We start from the raw sequence: 19,338 nt of genomic DNA on the forward strand, positions 1-19,338 counted from the left end.
CCGGACGCCGAGCGGGGGAGTGCTGCGAGTGATTCGCAAACGATCACCTCGCGAACGGCCAAACCGCCGCCGGGCCCGAGGCAGAAACCGCGTCAGATTCGCTCGATGATGGTGCCTGTGGCCAGCGCACCGCCCGCGCACATCGTGATCAGCGCGGTCGAGCCATCACGACGCTCGAGCTCGTGCAGCGCAGTTGTGATGAGACGAGAACCGGTGCTGCCCACGGGATGTCCGAGCGCAAGTGCGCCGCCGTTGACATTGACCTTGTCCATGTCGGGGCCGTGGACTTGCGCCCACGACAGCGGGACGGACGCGAAGGCCTCGTTCACCTCGAACAGGTCGAGGTCGTCGATCTTCATGCCGGCCCTTTCCAGTACCCGCGACGTCGCCTGGACCGGGCCGTCGAGGTGGAACTCGGGCTCGGCGCCGACGAGCGCCTGGCTGACGATGCGGGCCCGCGGCTTCAGGCCGAGCGCGCGGGCGCGGTCCTCGTCCATCAACATGACCGCGGCGGCGCCGTCGGAGATTTGCGACGACGTACCGGCAGTGTGGATGCCGCCCTCGAGGACGGGCTTGAGCTTGGCGAGGGACTCGGCGGTCGTGTCGCGCAGACCCTGATCGCGGCTGACGACGTTCATCTCCGACGTGGGCTGCTTGTCCTCGCCGATGACCGGCGCGGTGACCGGCACGACTTCGCGGTCGAAGCGGCCTTCCTCCCACGCCTGCTTCGCGAACGCCTGAGACCGCACGCCGAGCACCTCGACGTCCTCGCGGGTGAGGCCGCGGCGCTTGGCGATCCGTTCGGCCGCCTCGAACTGGTTGGGCATGTCGATGTCCCACGAGGCGGGCCTGCGCGGGCCGGCCTCGGTTCCGACGTTGGCACCCAGCGGAACCTGGGTCATGGCCTCGACGCCGCACGCGATGCCGATGTCGATCGCACCGGTCGCGATGAGACCGGCGATCAGGTGGTTGGCCTGCTGCGCGGAACCGCACTGGCAGTCGATTGTCGTAGCACCGACCTGCCATGGCAGACCGGAGGCGAGCCACGCCGTGCGGGTGACATTGTTCGACTGCGCACCGGCCTGCGTGACGCACCCGCCGATTACCTGCTCGACGAGCGCCGGATCGATCCCGGCACGATCCACGATGCCCTTCTGTGCGGCACCGAGGATCTCGGCCGCATGCAGCCCGGACAGCCAGCCACCGCGCTTTCCGATCGGGGTGCGAACTGCCTCGACAATTACTGGTGTGCCCACGGCGGGTTCCTTTCGTTCTCTTTCTCGCTCTTTCTCGAAAAATAGAACAGGTTCACTCTACCGGGCAAGGATCGAGGCGGTCGACTATTCGGGTTGACTGCTAGCTAGTTCTTCCCCGGACCGACGCTCTGTGATTCAATGCGTGTAGAACGTGTTCCACATCGCTTCGCGTCTGGTCGCAAGGGTAGGAGACAGCAGTGGCGCAGCCCAATATTCCTTCAGGGTTCGATTTTACGGATCCCGACATCTATGCACACCGACTCCCTGTCGAGGAACTTGCGGAGGTTCGCAAGACCCAGCCGGTGTTCTGGGTCGATCAACCCGATGGCGTCGGCGGATTCAACGACGGTGGCTACTGGCTCGTCACCAGGCTCGAGGACGTCAAGGACATCTCGATGCGGAACGACGTCTTCTCGACGTGGCAGAACACCGTGATCCCGCGCTTCCAGGACGACATCGAACGCGAGAACATCGAACTGCAGCGTTTCGTGCTGCTGAACAAGGACGCACCCGAGCACACCAAGCTGCGCAAGCTGGTCTCGCGTGGGTTCACCCCGCGCGCCATCAACGGCCTCAGGAAGGAACTGACCGACCGCTCCGAGGCGATCGTCAAGGGCGCAGCCGAGGAGGGTGAGGGCAACTTCGTCACGCAGGTTGCGGCCGAGCTCCCGCTACAGACCATCGCAGAGATGATGGGGGTGCCACAGGAGGACCGCCAGAAGCTCTTCGACTGGTCCAACCAGATGACCGGCTACGACGATCCGGAACTCGACATCGATCCGCAGGCCGCGTCGATGGAGATCCTCGCCTACGCCTACCAGCTGGCCGAGGCGAAGAAGAAGAACCCGGCGAACGATATCGTCACCACGCTCATCGAGGCGGACGTCGACGGTGAGGAACTCAGCCCTGAAGAGTTCGGCTTCTTCGTGATCTTGCTCGCCGTCGCAGGCAACGAGACCACGCGCAACGCCACCACGCACGGTATGAAGGCCTTCATGGACAACCCCGAGCAGTGGGAGCTCTACAAGAAGGAGCGGCCCAAGACCGCTGCCGACGAGATCCTCCGCTGGGCCACCCCGGTCGCCGCATTCCAGCGCACCGCACTGGAGGACACCGAGGTCGGCGGCGTCGAGATCAAGAAGGGGCAGCGGCTGGTCCTGAGCTACCTCTCGGCCAACTTCGACGAGGAAGTCTTCGACGAGCCCCAAAAGTTCGACATCACCCGTGATCCCAACCCGCACGTGTCGTTCGGTGGTACCGGCGCCCACTACTGCCTGGGCGCCAACCTGGCCCGCATGCAGATCGATCTGATCTTCAACGCCATCGCGGACTACCTGCCGGACATCACCGAGGTTGCCGACCCGCGGCGTCTACGCTCCGGCTGGCTCAACGGCCTCAAGGAGTACCAGGTGGACTACAAGACCTCGGGCTGCCCGGTCAAGCACTAGGTCCAGCGAGCACGGACTCGGTAGCGCCAGCGAGGCCCCTCGTCTCTCGCTGGCGCTACCACTAGTTTGGGAGCCTCTCGTCTGGGAGCCTTCGGGCGCGCAACGAGAGAGTCACGGGTACAACGAAAGTGGGCGGTCACCGATCCGGTGACCGCCCACTTCAGGTTTGTGAGACCTCAGACCTGCTTTATCGTCTTCATCGCCCGCTCGAGTTCCCAGAAGGCCCGCAGCGACTGCAGCTTCCCGTCGGCGTTGACGCGATAGATGAACACTCCCTCCGCGTCCACCTGGCTGCCGGCGAGGACGGTGCGGATCGTACCGATGTTGACGTTCTCATCGCCGCATACCAGTGAGTCCGTTATGAAGAACTCGAGTGAGTCGGTGTTGGCGATCGTCATGTCATAGAACCGCGAGAGGGCCTCGCGGCCGTGGTGCCCCTTGCCCTCTGGATCGAAGCCCGATGGGCCGACCGGATCCTCGACCCAGCCGTCCTCGGCGAACAGATCCAGCCACTCCTGCTTACGCCTTCCGCTCGCGGCTGACTGCGACGCCCGGGCGGCGACGCGCGCGGGGTGTTCGGGGGCGGCGGACTCGGTTTCTGCGGTCATGTCAGCTCCTAGTGGATGTACAGATCGGCGAACTTGCGTAGCGAATCCTGTTTGGCCTCGAGTGGGGCGTCGAATCCGAGACCATCGAAGATCCACGGGACGACGATGCTGTCGGTGATACCCGCTTCGGCCATCTGGGCGTACCCGTCCTTGCCGAATCGGTCGATGCAGACCGCCTGGATCTCGAAAGGCTCTTCTAACCGGCCGTATTCGGTCCGAAGTTCCTTCAGCCGCGCCATCGTCGTGACGAGGTCGTCGAACTTCATCATCGCCGACGTCCAGCCGTCCCCGACTCGCGCCGCGCGGCGCAGCGCGACGTCGGTGTGGCCACCCACGTAGAACGGCACCGGCTTGCTCGGGGCGGGGCTTATCTGGAGCCGGTCGAAGTCGAAGAACTTGCCGTGGTACTCGACCATGCCGCCACCGAGGACCAGCTTGATGACCTCGATCATTTCGTCGACGCGGGCGCCGCGCTTGCTGTACGGCACGCCGCACCACTCGAACTCCTCCGGGGCCCACCCGATCCCGACACCGAACCCGAATCGGTTGCCCGTCAGGTTGGCCACCGAGCCCACCTGCCGCGCGAGTAGCAGAGGGTTGCGGGAGCCGAGTTTGAGCACGTTCGTGTAGAACCCGATCGTGCTGGTGACGGCGCCCATCGCGGCCGCCGCGATCAACGGGTCCACCCACGGCGTCTCCGCGTTCCACATGCGCGATCCATCGGGGGTGTACGGGTAGTCCGCGGCGGCCGTCTCCATGAAGAACAAGGAGTCGGGCAATGCGACGTTGCTGAAACCACACTCTTCCGCGGTCTGCGCCAGAGCCGTCAACTGCTCCAGCGGGCTCATCGCGATGCCGACCGTGAACTTCATGGCTGGTTCCTCTCCCTAGTTGGTCGGACGGTCGGTGCCGACCACCCACATCGAGAAGTACTGCGAGCCACCACCGTACGCGTGACCCAGGGCTTTGCGTGCACCATCGACCTGATGGTCGCCGGCGCGCTCCATGACCTGCATGGCGGCCTCGGCGTACCGGATCATGCCGGACGCACCGATCGGGTTGGACGAGAGCACACCACCCGAAGCGTTGACCGGGAGCTGTCCGCCGATCGCTGTCTCACCGGCCTCGGTGAGCTTCCAGCCCTGGCCCTCCGGCATGAAGCCGAGGTTCTCGAGCCACATCGGCTCGAACCACGAGAACGGCACGTAGATCTCGGCCGCGTCGATCTCCTTCAACGGGTTGGTGATCCCGGCGGCCTTCCACAGCGCGGCGGCGGCAATCTGGCCGGCCTGCGGGTTCACCTGGTCGCGACCGGCGTACGTCGTGGGCTCGGTACGCATTGCGGTGGCGTGGATCCATGCGACCTTGCGTCCCTCCGACAGGACGTCCTGTGCGGCTTCTTCGTTGCCCATCACGATCGCGCAGGCACCGTCCGACGACGGACATGTCTCGTCGTAGCGGATCGGGTCCCACAGCATCTGCGACGCCTGCACCGACTCGACGGTGATGTCGGGCTGCTTGAGGTGCGAGTAGGGATTGAGCGCACCGTTGTGACGGTCCTTCACCACAACCAGCGCGCCGATGTGCTCGGGCGCGCCGGAGCGGCGGATGTAGGAGCGTACGTGCGGAGCGAAGTAGCCGCCGGCACCAGCTCCGACCGGCATCGTGAACGGCACCGGGGTGGACAGGGCCCACATCGCGTTCGACTCGGACTGCTTCTCCCACGACACGGCGAGCACGCGCTTGTGAGCACCGGCCTGTACGAGGCTGGCCGCAACGTTGCCCGTGGAACCGCCCACGGATCCGGCGGTGTGCACGCGGAGCAGCGGCTTGCCGTTGGCGCCCAGCGCATCCGACATCGCGAGCTCCGGCATCATCGAGCCCTCGAACAGGTCGGGGGCCTTGCCGACCACGATGGCGTCGATGTCGTCCCAGCCGACGTGGGCGTCGGCCATCGCGCGGTCGACGGCCTCGCGGACGAGGCCCGCCATCGTGACGTCCTGGCGCTTGGCGACGTAGTGGGTCTGCCCGGTGCCGAGGACGGCGGCCAGCTGCTTACCTCGGGAAATGTCACTCGCCATCAGTTGTTGCGTCCTTCCATGACTGCGACCAGGTTCTGCTGCAGCACAGGGCCGCTGGTGGCATGAGCGAGGGTGCGCTGTGCTTCGCCATTCATGATCTTGCGAGCCGCGTAGCCGATGCGTTCGAGGCCGCCGGAGAACATCGGATTGCCGGTGAGCGGGCCACCCGACGGGTTGATCGTGGCGGCGTCGGTGAGGCCGATCGCCTCGCGCAGGATCAGCTCCTGGTGCGTGAACGGTGCGTGGAGTTCGGCGACATCGACGCTCTTCGCGTCGCCGCCGGTTGCTGCCCGGGCCGCCGCGGCGGTGGAGGGCGACGTGGTCAGGTCACGTGCACCGATGTTGGGTGAGTCGATACGGTGCTCGATGCCGGTGATCCACGCCGGGCGCTCGCATAGTTCGCGGGCGCGGTCGCCGCGTGCGAGGACGACTGCGGCGGCACCGTCGGTGATCGGGGCACAGTCGTGCGCCCGCAACGGATCCGCGACGAACTCGGAGGCCAGCAGCGTCTCGACGTCGACCTCACCGGAGACCTGCGCGTTGGGGTTGCTCATGGCGGCGGCTCTGCTGCGCTTGGCGACCTCGGCCATGTCCGCGGTCGTCCACTTGCCGGCCTCGAGGCCCAGCCGGGCCTGCAGGCCGGCGACCGAGATCGAGTCCGGCCACAGCGGGGCCACGAGGTAGGGGTCCATCTGCATGGCCAGGACCTGCCGGAGGTTGCCGGCGGAGGACTTGCCGAAGCCGTACACGAGGGCGGTGTCGACCTCGCCGGTCAGCAGCTTGATCCATGCCTCGTACAGCGCCCAGGCGGCGTCCATCTCGACGTGCGACTCGTTGATCGGCGGCACGGGGCCGACCGCGTCCACCGCGGAGATGAACGAGAAGGCTCGCCCGGCCAGGTAGTCGGAGGAACCGGAGCACCAGAATCCGATGTCGGACTTGGTGATTCCGAGGGTCGAGTACAACTCCTGGAAACAGGGGACCAGCATCTCGACACCGTTGGTGGTGCCGGTGGTCTCGCGCACATGGGGGGCCTGTGCGAAGCCGACGACTGCAATGTCTGTCATGGTTCTCGAGGCTCCTAGAGGTGGTGCTTGTAGGTGTCGTAGTCCGCGTCCGGCTCGCCGGTGGGACGGAAGTGCGAAATGTTCTTGAGCGAGTACTCCCACTCGTCCTTCGGCTTCCACACGGCCTCGATACGCATGCCCATCCGGACTTCGGAAGCATCGCAGTCGAGAATCAGGTGGAGGAACGGGATGTCGGCGCCGTCGAGCAGGACGTAGGCCGCCACGTACGGCGGCTTGATCTGCTGGCCCATGAAGGGGACGTTGACGATGCAGAAGGTCGTGACGATGCCCTTGTCGGAGACTTCGACCTGCTCCGTCGTCGGGATGCCTTCGGTCGGGCTCGCGCTGCGCGGCGGGACGTAGACCTTGGCGCCCGGTCCGGTGCGTCCGCCGATCACCTTGCCCGCGGCGAGGCCGCGGAGGTAGAAGCTCTCCTCGAACGACGCGGTGTGCGTGTAGTCCAGGTCGACCGGTGTGATGATCCCGGTTACCGGGTCGCCGCCGGAAGCTGTTGCGGTGGATGCTGAGTCACTCTCACCGGGCTCGAAGCAGGCGATGTCCCGGATGTGTCCGGTGCGCTCGTCGGCCCAGCGAACTCGCACCCGCATCCCGGTGCTCATCGCGTCCGGGGACCCGGCATCGACGGCGTGCAGGATCGACGTGTCGGCACCGTCGAGCTTGATCAGGGCCCACGCGAACGGATGCGTCAGGGGTTGGCCGTCGATCGGATCGGGCATCCACGTCCAGCTGACGACGGTTCCGGTGTCCGAGACGTCCACGAAGTCGGTCATCGGTTCGTGGGTCGAGGGATCGAATTCCGGTGGCGGCACGTGGATGCGGCCGTCGGATCCGCGGGCACCGATGACCTTACGGTCACGAAGAGCCGTAACGAACGCTCCGATGGTCGGCCCCACCGATCGGGTGTAGTCGAATTTCAGATTAAGTGGTGCTCTCAGTGGCTGCTCGGCCACTCCGCTCTTTCCAGGGGTCACAGAATCGAGTAGAACAGGTTCTTATTATCGTGGCAAGAGTCACGCCTGATCACCGCTGATACGGAGGCACGCAATGAAGCTTGGGTTGCAACTTGGGTACTGGGGCGCACAGCCTCCGGCCAACGCACAGGAGTTGGTGAACGAGGCGGACGCCTCCGGGTTCGACTCCGTGTTCTCGGCCGAGTCGTGGGGCAACGATGCCTTCACTCCGCTTGCGTGGTGGGGTTCGAACAGCGAGCGCATCCGGCTGGGTACCTCGGTGGCGCAGTTGTCGGCGCGGACGCCCACGAACTGCGCGATGCACGCCCTCACGCTCGACCACCTGTCCGGTGGGCGAGCGATCCTCGGCCTCGGCGTGTCCGGCCCGCAGGTCGTCGAGGGCTGGTACGGGCAGCCGTTCAAGAAGCCGTTGGCCCGCACTCGCGAGTACGTCTCGATCGTGCGTCAGGTCCTCGCGCGTGAAGCGGCGGTTCGCAACGACGGTCCGCACTATCCGCTGCCGTACACCGGGCCCAACTCGATGGGACTCGGCAAGCCGCTCAAGCCGATCACCCATCCGCTGCGAGCCGATCTACCGATCTGGCTGGGTTCTGAGGGACCCAAGAACGTTGCGCTGACCGCCGAGATCGCGGACGGCTGGCTGGCGATCTACTACACGCCGCGACTGGCACCGATGTACAACGAGTGGCTCGACGAGGGATTCGCACGTCCGGGCGCGCGACGCAGCCGCGAGGACTTCGAGGTGGCCGCGACATGCCAGGTCGTCATCACGGATGATCGCAAGGCGGAGATCGACAACCTCAAGCCGATCACCGCGCTGTACGTCGGCGGCATGGGTGCGGCCGAGATGAACTTCCATGCCCAGGTGTACACCCGGATGGGATACGGCGACGAGGTCAAGGAAATCCAGCGTCTGTTCCTGTCCGGACGCAAGGAAGAGGCCGCCGCCATCGTGCCCGACCAGATGGTCACGGACACGATGATCATCGGCAACATCGACGAGGTGCGTACGCAGGTCAAGCAGTGGGAGGACGCCGGCGTAACGATGCTGTTGGTGACGTGCCGCTCCGTCGAGCAAATGCGTCAGCTCGCGGCAGCCGTCGGCACGGCCTGATCTCCTCGGATACGCAAAAGGGGCGGCCCGTGGTGGGAATCCACCACGGGCCGCCCCTTTTGGTGTTGCGCGGGCGATGCTCGGCGGCTAACCGGGCCGCCCGGTGGCTACCGGCCGGTGAATTTGGGGGCGCGCTTCTCGGCGAAGGAGCGCGGGCCCTCCTTGGCGTCGTCACTCTTGAACACCGCGGCCCCGATCTCGGCCTCGAGCTTGAACGCGTCCTCTTCGTGCATGCCCTCGGTGTCGCGGATGGTCTTCAGGATCGCCTGTACCGCGATCGGGCCGTTGGCGGCGATCTGCTCAGCGATCTCGAGCGCCCTGTCCAGTGCTCGACCGTCGGGGACGACGTGGCTGATCAGCCCGATCTCCTTGGCCTCCGGCGCGGGCACCGTCCGGCCGGTGAGCAGGATCTCGGCGGCGAGGGTGTAGGGGAGCTGGCGGACGAGGCGGACCGCGGAGCCACCAAGGGGGAACAGGCCCAGTCGTGCCTCGGAGACGCCGAAGCGCGCGCTCTCGCCGGCGACGCGAATGTCGGTGCCCTGAAGAATCTCGGTGCCGCCCGCGATCGCCGGGCCCTCGACCGCGGCGATGAGCGGCTTGCTGAGGCGGCGGCCCTTGAGTAGTGCCGGGAGCTTGGTCAGGTCCATCCCGCCCTCGCCGAACCTGTCGCCGGGGGCGTTCCGGTTCATCTCCTTGAGGTCCATGCCCGCACAGAACGTGCCACCCGCACCAGTGAGAATCGCGACGCGGATGTCGGGATCCGAGTCGACCCGGTCCCAGGCCTCGGCCATGATCGCCATCATCTCGCCTGACAGCGCATTGCGCGCCTCGGGCCGGTTCATGGTCACGATGAGGACGTGGCCGCGCTTCTCGACCAGGCAGTGAGGCGATTTCGCCGAAACGTCAGATTTCTCGGTGGTTTCGGTGGACACTTAGGCGCTCCCTGGATGTATGTGAGTTGAGTCTCAGATTGGGTCTTGTCAGTGACAGTAACACGTTCTACTTTGTTGACGTGGCCATACATATCGCAGACCTCGTAGAGCACTCGATCGACCTCAACCCGGACCGCCTCGCGCTGGTTGATGCGGAGCGCGGGATCACTTTCGCGCAGCTGGAGGAGCGCGCCAACCGGCTGGCCAATTACCTGCGTGATCAGGGCGTCAAGCCGGGCGACAAGGTGGGCATCTACAGTCGCAACACCATCGAAGCCATCGAATCGATGGTCGCGGTGTTCAAGGCTCGCGCCATGATGGTCAACGTCAACTTCCGGTACGTCGAGAACGAGTTGCAGTACATCTTCGAGAACTCGGACATGGTTGCACTCATCCACGAGCGTCGCTACGCGGACAAGGTGGCCACCGTCCTGCCGAACACCCCGCTGGTCAAGACGGCGATCGTGGTCGAGGACGGAACGGATCTCGACTACTCGTCGTACGGCGGCGTCGAGTACGAGACCGCACTGTCGAAGGGTTCTCCGGAGCGGAACTTCGGTGACCGCAGCCCCGACGACATCTTCATCCTCTACACCGGCGGCACCACAGGCATGCCCAAGGGCGTCATGTGGCGGCACGAGGACTGGTGGCGGGTACTCGGCGGCGGCATCAACTTCGTCACCGGCGAATACGTCAAGGACGAATGGGAGGTGGCGAAGATCGGCGCCGAGAACCCGGCGATGATCCGCTTCCCGATTCCGCCGATGATCCACGGCGGGTCGCAGTCCGCGGTGTTCCACAGCCTCTTCGGCGGCGGCACCCTGGTGATGGTGCCCGAGTTCGACGGGCATGCGGTGTGGCAGGCCATCGACCGGCACAAGGTCAACCTCATCTTCATCACCGGTGACGCGATGGCCCGTCCGATGATCGACGCGCTCCTCGAGGGCAACCCGGAGACCGGTGAACCGTACGACCTCTCCTCGCTCTACGTCATCGCCAGCAGCGCGGCACTGTTCTCCCCGGCGCTGAAGGAGCAGTTCCTCGAGCTGCTGCCGAACCGGATGCTGACCGACTCGATCGGCTCGTCCGAGACCGGATTCGGCGGCCTTGCGACCATCACCAAGGGTTTCGAGCACTCCGGTGGTCCGCGGGTGAAGATCGATGCCGCGACCGTCGTCCTCGACGACGAGGGCAACCAGATCGAGCCCGGTTCGGGCAAGGTCGGCATGCTCGCGCGCAGCGGCCACATTCCCGTCGGTTACTACAAGGACGAGGAGAAGACCAAGGCGACGTTCAAGCTCATCAACGGGACCCGATACTCGATCCCCGGTGACTATGCCACGGTCGAGGAGGACGGCACCGTCACGATGCTCGGACGCGGATCGGTCTCGATCAACAGCGGCGGCGAGAAGATCTACCCCGAAGAGGTCGAAGGCGCCATCAAGACACACCCGGATGTCTTCGACGTGCTCGTGGTCGGCATGCCCGACGAGCGCTGGGGCAACCGTGTCGTCGCTGTCATCGCACCGCGCCCCGGAACTCGTCCGAGCCTGGCCGACATCGTCAAGTCGGCCCGCAACGAGATCGCCGGGTACAAGGTGCCGCGCAGCATGTGGCTGGTCGACGAGATCAAGCGTTCGCCTGCCGGCAAGCCCAACTACAAGTGGGCCACCGCGCAGACCCAGTCTCGTGAAGCGGACGACCACCTGACCAACGGCAAGGACGCGTGATGCGCACGGATCTCGCCGAGAAGTTCGGCGTCCAGTACCCGATCTTCGGGTTCACGCCGTCCGAGCACGTCGCTGCCGCGATCTCGCGTGCCGGTGGCCTCGGCGTCCTGGGATGCGTCCGGTTCAACGACCCGGACGAACTCGACGCCACCCTGACGTGGATGGACGAGAACACCGACGGCAAGCCGTACGGTGTCGACATCGTGATGCCGGCCAAGGTGCCCACCGAGGGTGCCGTGGTCGATCTCGACAAGCTCATCCCCGCCGAGCACAAAGCGTTCGTCAACCGCACTCTCGACGAGCTCGGTGTGCCGCCGCTCTCCGACGACGTCGAGCACGCCACGGGTGTGCTCGGCTGGCTGCACTCGGTCGCACGCTCGCATGTCGACGTCGCGCTCAAGCACCGGATCTCGTTGATCGCCAACGCTCTCGGCTCTCCGCCGAAGGACGTCATCGATCTGGCCCACGAGAAGGGTGTTCCGGTCGCAGCGCTCGCCGGTGCCGTCGACCACGCTCGGAGCCATGTCGCGAACGGTGTGGACATCGTCATCGCCCAGGGCTACGAGGCCGGCGGGCACACCGGTGAGATCGCGTCGATGGTGCTCGTCCCCGAGATCGTCGACGCCGTCGGCGGGGACGCCGCGGTGCTTGCGGCCGGCGGAATCGGCAGCGGCCGACAGGTCGCGGCAGCGTTGGCACTCGGCGCATCCGGCGTGTGGATGGGTTCCTACTGGCTCACCACGAGCGAGTACAGGCTGGGCGCAGTAGCCGAAGGACCGACCTCGGTCCAGCGTGCGCTCCTCGCCGCGTCATCCTCCGATACGGTCCGTTCCCGGATCTTCTCCGGCAAGCCCGCCCGGCTGTTGAAGACCAAGTGGACCGAGGCGTGGGCCAAGCCCGATGCGCCCGAACCGCTTCCGATGCCGTTGCAGAACATTCTCGTCAGCGAGGCACATCAGCGAATCTCCGCCGGCGGCGATTCCGAGGTCGTGGCGATGCCGGTCGGACAGATCGTCGGGCGGATGAACGAGATCCGGCCGGTCGCCGAGGTCATGGCCGAGTTGATCGAGGGATTCGAGTCCACGCTCTCGCGGCTCGACGGTCTGAAGAACTGACGCGCAAGTAGAGCTACAGCGCCCCGGGACGAGGTTGTTCCGGGGCGCTGTTGTCGGTTGCTATGCGCGTGCGTTCCGTGGTTCCAGCGTGCGCGCGAGTTCCGGAGTGAGAAGAGTGAACTCGTCCTGGCCGTGGTCGCGTAGCCAGACCGGGTCGTCGCAGTGCCAGCGCTCCGCGCTCAACGTTCGGGTGAGGACCTTGAACGTCGCGGTCCGGGGGAACTGTGCGCACACCCGCACCAGGGTCGGCCGCTGCTTGGGGCCGAGGTCGGGCTGGTCGTCGAGGAACCGGGCGAAGGTTACCGGGTCGAACTCGACGACGCTGTCGGTCGGGATGACGGCCGCCATCACTCGGTCGCCCACCTCGCTGTCCGGCACCCCGTACACGGATACGTGGGCGAATCCGGGGTAGCGGAGCAGGACGCGTTCGATCGGTGCTGTGCCCAGGTTCTCGCCGTCGACCCGCAGCCAGCCCGAACTGCGGCCTGCGAAATACACGAAACCGTCGGCGTCGCGATACCCGAGGTCGCCGCTCCAGTACTTGCCGTCGCGGAGCCGCTCGGCGTCGGCCTCGGGATTCTTGTAGTAGCCTGCGAAGGCGCCGGCGCCGCTCACGTTCACCAACTCTCCGGTCGCCTTGTCCGCGTTCACGATCCGCCCGAACTCGTCGAACTCAGCAGGAGGACAGGGCATTCCGGTGTCAGTGTCCAGGATCTCGACACCGTCCGGTAGTTGGCCCAGCGCGCCCAGAGGTGCATCGGGGTGGGCAGGAATGGAGACACCACCCTCGGTGGAGCCGAAGCCGTCGAGCACTAGTGTGCCGAATCGACGGGCGAACTCCCGGGCCACCGGCGCCGAACCCTCGTTGCCGTACATGATCTTCAGCGAGTTGTCGGCATCATCGGGCTGCTCGGGCGTGGCGAGGATGTACGACAGCGGCTTTCCGACGTAGTTGGCGTAGGTGACGCCGTACCGGCGGACGTCCGGTAGGAAGCCGGATGCGGAGAATCTGCGCCGGAGTGCGATTCCACACTGTCCGTGTACTGCTACGGACCACGCCGCCATCATGGCGTTGGAGTGGAACATCGGCATTGCCATGTACACGACGTCGTCGGTCGAGAGGCCGAATCGTTCGGCCAGCATGATGCCGGGGACGGTGAACTTCGCGTGGGTGCAGCGCACCGCCTTCGGGTCTCCGCTGGTGCCCGAGGTGAAGATGAGCATCAGCAGGTCGTCGGGCCGGGCCGTGGAGGGGACGACGGGGCTGTCGGCGAATGGCTCCAGCAGTTCAGGCCATTCGGGTGAATCCACGTTGATTATCCGTGTGCCGTCGAGATCGAGTCCGTCGAGCAGGTGCGCCTGGGCGTTCTCGGTGAACACGATCTGACAGTCGGACAGCGCGATGTCCCGGGCCAGGGCGTCACCTCGGCGAGTGGTGTTGAGGCCGACGAGGACAGTGCCGGAGAACGCCGCCGCGCCCACTAGCGACGAGAACTCCGGGATGTTGTCGAACAGCACCCCGAAGTGCCGAGGGCGGGCCGGGTCGAGCAGAGCGTTCAGCAGGGCCGCGCGGTCGTACATTCCGTGGACGTGTTCCGCCCACGGAATGTACGAGTCCTCGAATCGGATTCCGTGTGTGTCGACATCGCAGAGCGGCTCGAGGAGATCCGCGATGGTGGGATTAGCTTTCATGTCCACATCATGACGGGTATTTCGCCGATTACTCTACGAATTCCACATTCTTGGGACCGCTTGTGCCCGAGACGCTTACGCGGGAGTCACAGCCAGAACCGAACCCAGGCGGCGCAGATGGTCGGTTGCCGACCCGAGCAGGAACTCCTGGCGCTTCGCGGCGAGGAAGTAGCGATGGGTGGGGTGGTCTTCGTCCAGACCAACACCGCCGTGGACGTGGACCACGGTGTGTGCGACCCGGTGGCCGGCGTCGGCAGCCCAGAACTTCGCGGTGTCGACCTCGCCTTCGACGGGCAGTCCCTCGGCAAGACGGAAGGCCGCCTGCCACAGTGTCAGTCGTACGCCCTTCACGTCGATGTACCCGTCGGCAAGGCGCTGGGCGACGGCCTGGAAGCTGCCGATCGGACGGTCGAACTGGACGCGCTCGCGGGCGTACTCGGCGGTCATCTTCAGGGCTTGGTCGAGAACACCGAACTGGAAGGCGCTCGAGCCGACCGCGCCACGGTCGAGGATCCAGTCGACGATCTCACGCCCGCTCTGGACGGAGCCGAGGATGCGATCCTCGCCCAGGCGGACGTCGGTGAACTCGACGATGCCGACGCACCCGAAATCGGTTGTCTGCTGGCGGGTGACCGAGACGCCGGCGTCGTCGGCCTGGACCAGGAACACCGCGGTGCCGTTGTCGGTGGCGGCCGGGACCAGGAACAGGTCCGCGATCGGCGCACCGTCGACGACGATCTTGGTACCCCGTAGCGTCCACCCGTCTGCGGTCGTCTCGGCCCGGGTAACGGGTGCCGCGGGGTTGTCGTTGAGGTCCTCGGCGAGTGCGACGGCGAGGACCTTCGAGCCGGTAGCTGCCGGAGCAGCCCACTCCGAACGCTGTGCGTCCGAGCCGAACTCGGCGATCGCACCCGCGGCCATGACGATCGACGACAGGTAGGGCACCGGAGCGACGCCGCGACCCAGTTCGATCAGGATGCTGCACTGCTCGAGAACTCCGAACCCGTCGCCGCCGACCGACTCGGGCAGGGCAGCGCTCAGCACGCCGGAACTCGCGAGCGCATCCCATAGTTTGCGATCGAAGCGGTCCTCGGCCGAGTCGAGTTCACGCAGGTGCTCGTTCGTGACAATTTCCGAGACGATGCCGTTGGTGAGGCCGGCCAAGTCGTTCTGGGCCTCGGTGAGGGAGAAGTCCATTGTCGTGGTCCTTACTTATCGCTTGGAGGCGGGCTGGCCGAGGGCAGTCATCGCGATGATGTCGCGCTGGATCTCGTTGGTGCCGCCACCGAAGGTGAGGATCAACGCGGAGCGGTGCATCCGCTCTAGTCGTCCGCGCAGAAGGACACCGGCCGAGTTCTGGCGGACAGTGGCCGACGGACCCAGGATCTCCATCAGCAGTCGGTAGGCCTCGGTGGCGAACTCGGTGCCGAACACCTTGTTGGCCGATGCGGCTTCGGGTCCGGGAGCGTGGTCCTGGGCCGATGCGATCTCCCAGTTCATGAGCTTCAGGTATTCGGTCTTGGCGTGGACCCGAGCCAGGTTGATCTGCACCCACTCCTGGTCGATCACCCGTCGACCGTCCGCCAGCTTCGTGTTCTGTGCCCACTCGCGGACTTCCTGCAGAGCCGTCATGATCGGACCCGCCGACGTGAGGGCGACACGTTCGTGGTTGAGCTGGTTCGTCACTAGCTTCCAGCCGCCGTTCTCCTCGCCGACGCGGGAGCTCTGCGGCACGCGCACGTCCTGGTAGTAGGTGGCGCTGGTGTCCGGGCCCGCCATGGTGTGGACCGGCGTGTACGAGAAGCCTTCGGCAGTGGTCGGCACGATGATCATGCTGATGCCACGGTGCTTCTTGGCAGTCGGGTCGGTCCGGCACGCGAGCCACACGTAGTCGGCGTACTGGATGAGGCTGGTCCACATCTTCTGACCGTTGATGACGTAGTCGTCACCGTCCTTGACCGCGGACGTGCGCAGCGACGCGAGGTCGGTGCCGGCTCCCGGCTCGGAGTAGCCGATCGAGAAGTGCAGCTCGCCGGCCGAGATCTTGGGGAGGAAGAACGCCTTCTGCTCGGGGGTGCCGAAGTGCATGATCGTGGGCGCGACCGAGTTGATGGTCAGGAAGGGGACCGGCGCGCCGGCAATGGCGGCCTCGTCGGTGAAGATCAGCTGATCCATGGCGGACCGCTCCTGGCCGCCGTATTCCTTGGGCCAGCCGAGGGTGAGCCAGCCGTCCTCGCCCATCTGCTGGACGACCTCGCGGTAGACGTTGCCCTCGCCGTACTCCCCGGTCGTCGCGGCGAGCGCCTCACGACGTTCGGGGGTCATCAATTTGGCAAAGTAGCTTCGCAGCTCCTCGCGCAGCTGCTGCTGCTGCGGGGTGTAGGTGATATCCACGTGGCTTCTCCATTCCAGGGCAATCGTCGGCGCTGATTCGCCCGATTCGGCACTGTCTGCTGAAATGATCGCGGACACTGCTGATCTTGTACGAGGCTGTGACAGCGGCCTTTCCGTCACCGTGCCGACCGTGCGGTTGGCAGGGTGAGGATGGTCGCCCGAATCATTGCACAGCGGTGGAACGGGTTCTAGTCTAATGGCGGAATGTAGTTGCATCACAGCCCGGTGCACCGTGCATCCTTCTACCCTCCCAAACTAGCGTGAAATGAGGAATGGCCATGGAGGTCAGGGTCGACAGGGACCGCTGCGAAGCCAACGGTGTCTGCGTCGGAATAGCTCCCGACATCTTCGAACTGGATGACGACGAGGAGTTGATCATCACGGCGCCCGTGCCTCCCGCGGATCGCGAAGCGGACGTTCGCTCGGCCATCGCGCAGTGCCCACGCGCTGCGCTCACCGAGCACTAGAACGCCTTGCGGCCAATGTAGAACACGTTCTACATTGGCCGCGTCGTCGACAGCCGCGGCGACAGCCACCGACCGGCGCGAGGCCGGTCGACGTCACGGGTACGGGAGTGCGTCCATGAGTGCAGACAGCAGCCGCGAGGTCAGCTTGGAGGGCAAGGTCGCGATCGTGACCGGGTCGGGATCGGGTCTCGGTCGGGCCGAGGCGATCGGTCTGGCGCAGTCCGGTGCGGCCGTGGTCGTCAACGATCTCGTGGTCAGTGATGCTGTCGAGTCGACGCTCGAGGATCTCCGTGCCCTCGGGGGCAAGGTCGAATTCGTAGCCGGCGATGTCGGCGAGCGGTCCACCGCGGACGCGCTCATGGCCGCCGCGCAAGGACTCGGCGGCGTGGACATCGTCGTCAACAATGCGGGCATCGTTCGCGACCGCATGCTGTTCAGCATGTCCGACGAGGAGTGGGATCTCGTCCTCAAGGTTCACCTGCGCGGTCACTTCCTGCTTTCCCGCAATGCAGCAGCGTTCTGGCGCGACAAGTCGAAGGCGGAGGGCGCCCCCGTCTACGGTCGGCTGATCAATACATCGTCCGAGGCGGGTCTTCTGGGTCCGGCGGGGCAGCCGAACTACGGTGCCGCCAAGGCCGGCATCACGGCTCTCACCTTGTCGGCCGCCCGTGGTCTGTCCCGCTACGGCGTGCGCTCCAATGCCATCTGCCCACGGGCCCGGACGTCGATGACAGAGTCCGTGTTCGGCGATGCACCCGAGGGCGAGGTCGATCCGCTGTCGCCGGAGCACGTCGCCGCTCTGGTGTCCTACCTGGCCTCGCCGGCCGCCGAGAAGATCAACGGCCAGGTCTTCGTCGTCTACGGCCCGATGGTCGCGCTGATGGCGGCCCCCGTGGTCGAGCAGCGGTTCGATGCAGACGCGGCCCAGTGGACGCCCGCAGCTCTCGCGGACGAGATGGCGGCCTACTTCGATGGCCGCGACCCGGAGCGCACCTTTTCGGCGTCGGAGGCGCTGGGGAGCCTCGGCTGACTTTTGCCGTTCGAATCGGGCGGCGTATCCTGCTGGTGGCCCCGCAATCTTCCTGTGATGGGGGATCCCGAGGATCTCGATCCATACAGGACGAATCCCGACACGGGCGGGGCCGGTGGGTGGCGTGTTCGGATCACTCTAGGTAGGGCGGGGCCGGGACGTGCCGGAATGAGACGCACTTTGGGTCTAGAACACGTTCTAATTGTGTAGACGTTCCGACCGGAGATCCGGGGTGCCCGCGATCGCATCCATCGACCCGTCGTGCCCCGTCCAACGGCCTCGGTTCCCAACCCCCGGGTTCTGTTTTCCTTGCGCGCGACTACCGTGCCCACAGCTTGTCTGGTGTAGATAATGCCTGCTCAAAGCCGATTGTTGAATGTCCGGGCGTCAGGCGCTGTCCTCGCAGGGATCGTTCTGGGATTGCCCTACTGCGCGCGCGGAACTGTTGGTTGCGGCGGATGCGGATGAGATCTGCCCGCCATTCAGAAGCTTTGACAACCGAACGTTTTGACACCTGAACACGTTCTAGTTAGTATGACTTGGATCACACAGAGTTTGTCCCGTTTCGGGTGCTTTTAGGGTGTTTTGTGTGGCTTTCGCCACGTATTGTGATCAACCGTGACGAGGATGGTGAGGAGGTAACGTGGTCGACCTCCTCGAGGTCCCATTGCGGGCCGCCGGCGGCTTCTTCGCGATGTCGGCAGATACCCTCAGGGCCGTGGCCTCGCGCCCGTTCCAGCGGCGCGAGTTCATCGATCAGGCGTGGTTCGTCGCTCGGGTCTCGATGGTTCCGACTGTGCTCGTGGCCATTCCGTTCACTGTCCTGGTGAGCTTTACGATCAACATTCTCCTGCGAGAGATCGGGGCGGCAGACCTGAGCGGCGCGGGTGCCGCACTCGGAGCCGTCACACAGGTTGGACCGATCGTCACGGTTCTCATCGTCGCCGGTGCCGGGGCGACCGCCATCTGCGCCGATCTCGCCGCGCGCACCATTCGCGAGGAGATCGACGCGATGCGGGTGCTCGGCATCAATCCGATCCACCGACTGGTCGTGCCGCGCGTCCTGGCGTCCACCGTCGTTGCGCTGCTGCTCAATGGCCTGGTCTGCACGATCGGCATCCTCGGTGGCTTCTTGTTCTCCGTGTACGTGCAGGATGTGAACCCCGGCGCGTTCGTCAACGGCATCACACTGCTCACCGGATTCGGCGAGTTGATGATCTCGATGGTCAAGGCGGGTCTGTTCGGAATGATCGCGGGCCTGATGGCCGCGTACCTCGGACTCAACGTCAAAGGCGGTGCCAAAGCCGTCGGTGACGCCGTCAACCAGACTGTCGTCTTCTCCTTCATGGCGCTCTTCGTGGTCAATGTGCTCGTCACGGCCGTCGGCATCAAGCTGACGGCTGGGTGAGCGG

Annotated in this window: 17 protein-coding genes; 7 read left to right on the forward strand and 10 right to left on the reverse strand. The window is 65.5% G+C overall.

What is annotated here, in order from left to right; translation table 11 throughout:
• Window positions 1-92: 92 nt before the first annotated feature.
• Window positions 93-1,256 carry a steroid 3-ketoacyl-CoA thiolase gene (locus EGT50_RS14835; protein ID WP_127955434.1) on the reverse strand — a complete coding sequence of 388 codons (1,164 nt, stop codon included), beginning with the start codon at window positions 1,254-1,256 and terminating at the stop codon, window positions 93-95.
• A 197-nt stretch (window positions 1,257-1,453) separates the two neighbouring features.
• Between EGT50_RS14835 and EGT50_RS14840 the strand changes: the two genes are divergently transcribed.
• Window positions 1,454-2,704 carry a cytochrome P450 gene (locus EGT50_RS14840; protein WP_127955435.1) on the forward strand — a complete coding sequence of 417 codons (1,251 nt, stop codon included), beginning with the start codon at window positions 1,454-1,456 and terminating at the stop codon, window positions 2,702-2,704.
• A gap of 176 nt (window positions 2,705-2,880) precedes the next feature.
• Here EGT50_RS14840 and EGT50_RS14845 read toward each other — a convergent pair whose 3' ends face one another.
• The 5 genes from EGT50_RS14845 to EGT50_RS14865 are packed head-to-tail and all read right to left on the reverse strand — an operon-like array spanning window position 2,881 to window position 7,452.
• Window positions 2,881-3,312 (reverse strand): nuclear transport factor 2 family protein, encoded by a 432-nt coding sequence (locus EGT50_RS14845; protein ID WP_127955436.1) that lies wholly within the window; start codon window positions 3,310-3,312, stop codon window positions 2,881-2,883.
• An 8-nt stretch (window positions 3,313-3,320) separates the two neighbouring features.
• Entirely contained in the window at window positions 3,321-4,184 is an 864-nt protein-coding gene (locus EGT50_RS14850) for a TIGR03619 family F420-dependent LLM class oxidoreductase (RefSeq protein WP_127955437.1), read from the reverse strand.
• Between the two features lie 15 nt (window positions 4,185-4,199).
• A complete protein-coding gene (locus EGT50_RS14855) occupies window positions 4,200-5,393 on the reverse strand; it encodes a thiolase domain-containing protein (RefSeq protein ID WP_127955438.1) in 1,194 nt (397 codons plus the stop codon).
• Window positions 5,393-6,460 (reverse strand): thiolase domain-containing protein, encoded by a 1,068-nt coding sequence (locus tag EGT50_RS14860; protein ID WP_127955439.1) that lies wholly within the window; start codon window positions 6,458-6,460, stop codon window positions 5,393-5,395. The genes EGT50_RS14855 and EGT50_RS14860 overlap by 1 nt, the downstream gene beginning before the upstream one ends.
• A gap of 14 nt (window positions 6,461-6,474) precedes the next feature.
• Window positions 6,475-7,452, reverse strand: a complete 978-nt coding sequence (locus EGT50_RS14865; protein WP_127955440.1) for a Zn-ribbon domain-containing OB-fold protein — start codon at window positions 7,450-7,452, stop codon at window positions 6,475-6,477.
• Window positions 7,453-7,525: 73 nt separating this feature from the next.
• Between EGT50_RS14865 and EGT50_RS14870 the strand changes: the two genes are divergently transcribed.
• Complete coding sequence (locus tag EGT50_RS14870) at window positions 7,526-8,566, forward strand: LLM class F420-dependent oxidoreductase (RefSeq protein WP_127955441.1); 1,041 nt, start codon at window positions 7,526-7,528, stop codon at window positions 8,564-8,566.
• A gap of 107 nt (window positions 8,567-8,673) precedes the next feature.
• On the opposite strand, the gene EGT50_RS14875 is transcribed toward EGT50_RS14870, so the two are convergent.
• Window positions 8,674-9,498 carry a crotonase/enoyl-CoA hydratase family protein gene (locus EGT50_RS14875; RefSeq protein WP_127955442.1) on the reverse strand — a complete coding sequence of 275 codons (825 nt, stop codon included), beginning with the start codon at window positions 9,496-9,498 and terminating at the stop codon, window positions 8,674-8,676.
• Window positions 9,499-9,578: 80 nt separating this feature from the next.
• Here EGT50_RS14875 and EGT50_RS14880 point away from each other — a divergent pair, with 80 nt between their 5' ends.
• Together EGT50_RS14880 and EGT50_RS14885 are read left to right on the forward strand one after the other, a co-directional pair.
• Window positions 9,579-11,228, forward strand: coding sequence for an acyl-CoA synthetase (locus EGT50_RS14880; protein ID WP_127955443.1), 1,650 nt, complete (start codon window positions 9,579-9,581; stop codon window positions 11,226-11,228).
• Entirely contained in the window at window positions 11,228-12,343 is a 1,116-nt protein-coding gene (locus EGT50_RS14885; RefSeq protein ID WP_127955444.1) for an NAD(P)H-dependent flavin oxidoreductase, read from the forward strand. Before EGT50_RS14880 ends, EGT50_RS14885 begins: the two co-directional genes overlap by 1 nt.
• A 60-nt stretch (window positions 12,344-12,403) precedes the next feature.
• Here the strand turns inward: EGT50_RS14885 and EGT50_RS14890 are convergent, their stop codons facing one another.
• From EGT50_RS14890 to EGT50_RS14900, 3 genes are all read right to left on the reverse strand, one after another.
• A complete protein-coding gene (locus EGT50_RS14890; RefSeq protein ID WP_127955445.1) occupies window positions 12,404-14,035 on the reverse strand; it encodes a long-chain-fatty-acid--CoA ligase in 1,632 nt (543 codons plus the stop codon).
• A gap of 75 nt (window positions 14,036-14,110) precedes the next feature.
• Window positions 14,111-15,232, reverse strand: a complete 1,122-nt coding sequence (locus EGT50_RS14895; protein ID WP_127955446.1) for an acyl-CoA dehydrogenase family protein — start codon at window positions 15,230-15,232, stop codon at window positions 14,111-14,113.
• A 15-nt stretch (window positions 15,233-15,247) separates the two neighbouring features.
• Window positions 15,248-16,429 carry an acyl-CoA dehydrogenase family protein gene (locus tag EGT50_RS14900; RefSeq protein ID WP_127955447.1) on the reverse strand — a complete coding sequence of 394 codons (1,182 nt, stop codon included), beginning with the start codon at window positions 16,427-16,429 and terminating at the stop codon, window positions 15,248-15,250.
• A gap of 278 nt (window positions 16,430-16,707) precedes the next feature.
• Here EGT50_RS14900 and EGT50_RS14905 point away from each other — a divergent pair, with 278 nt between their 5' ends.
• From EGT50_RS14905 to EGT50_RS14915, 3 genes are all read left to right on the forward strand, one after another.
• Window positions 16,708-16,896 carry a ferredoxin gene (locus EGT50_RS14905; protein ID WP_127945867.1) on the forward strand — a complete coding sequence of 63 codons (189 nt, stop codon included), beginning with the start codon at window positions 16,708-16,710 and terminating at the stop codon, window positions 16,894-16,896.
• Between the two features lie 115 nt (window positions 16,897-17,011).
• Complete coding sequence (locus EGT50_RS14910) at window positions 17,012-17,926, forward strand: 3-oxoacyl-ACP reductase (RefSeq protein WP_127955448.1); 915 nt, start codon at window positions 17,012-17,014, stop codon at window positions 17,924-17,926.
• A 643-nt stretch (window positions 17,927-18,569) separates the two neighbouring features.
• Window positions 18,570-19,334, forward strand: coding sequence for an MlaE family ABC transporter permease (locus EGT50_RS14915; protein WP_127955449.1), 765 nt, complete (start codon window positions 18,570-18,572; stop codon window positions 19,332-19,334).
• Window positions 19,335-19,338 lie beyond the last annotated feature (4 nt).

Origin of the sequence: Rhodococcus xishaensis, from assembly GCF_004011825.1 — a bacterium.
Lineage (GTDB): Bacteria > Actinomycetota > Actinomycetes > Mycobacteriales > Mycobacteriaceae > Prescottella > Prescottella xishaensis.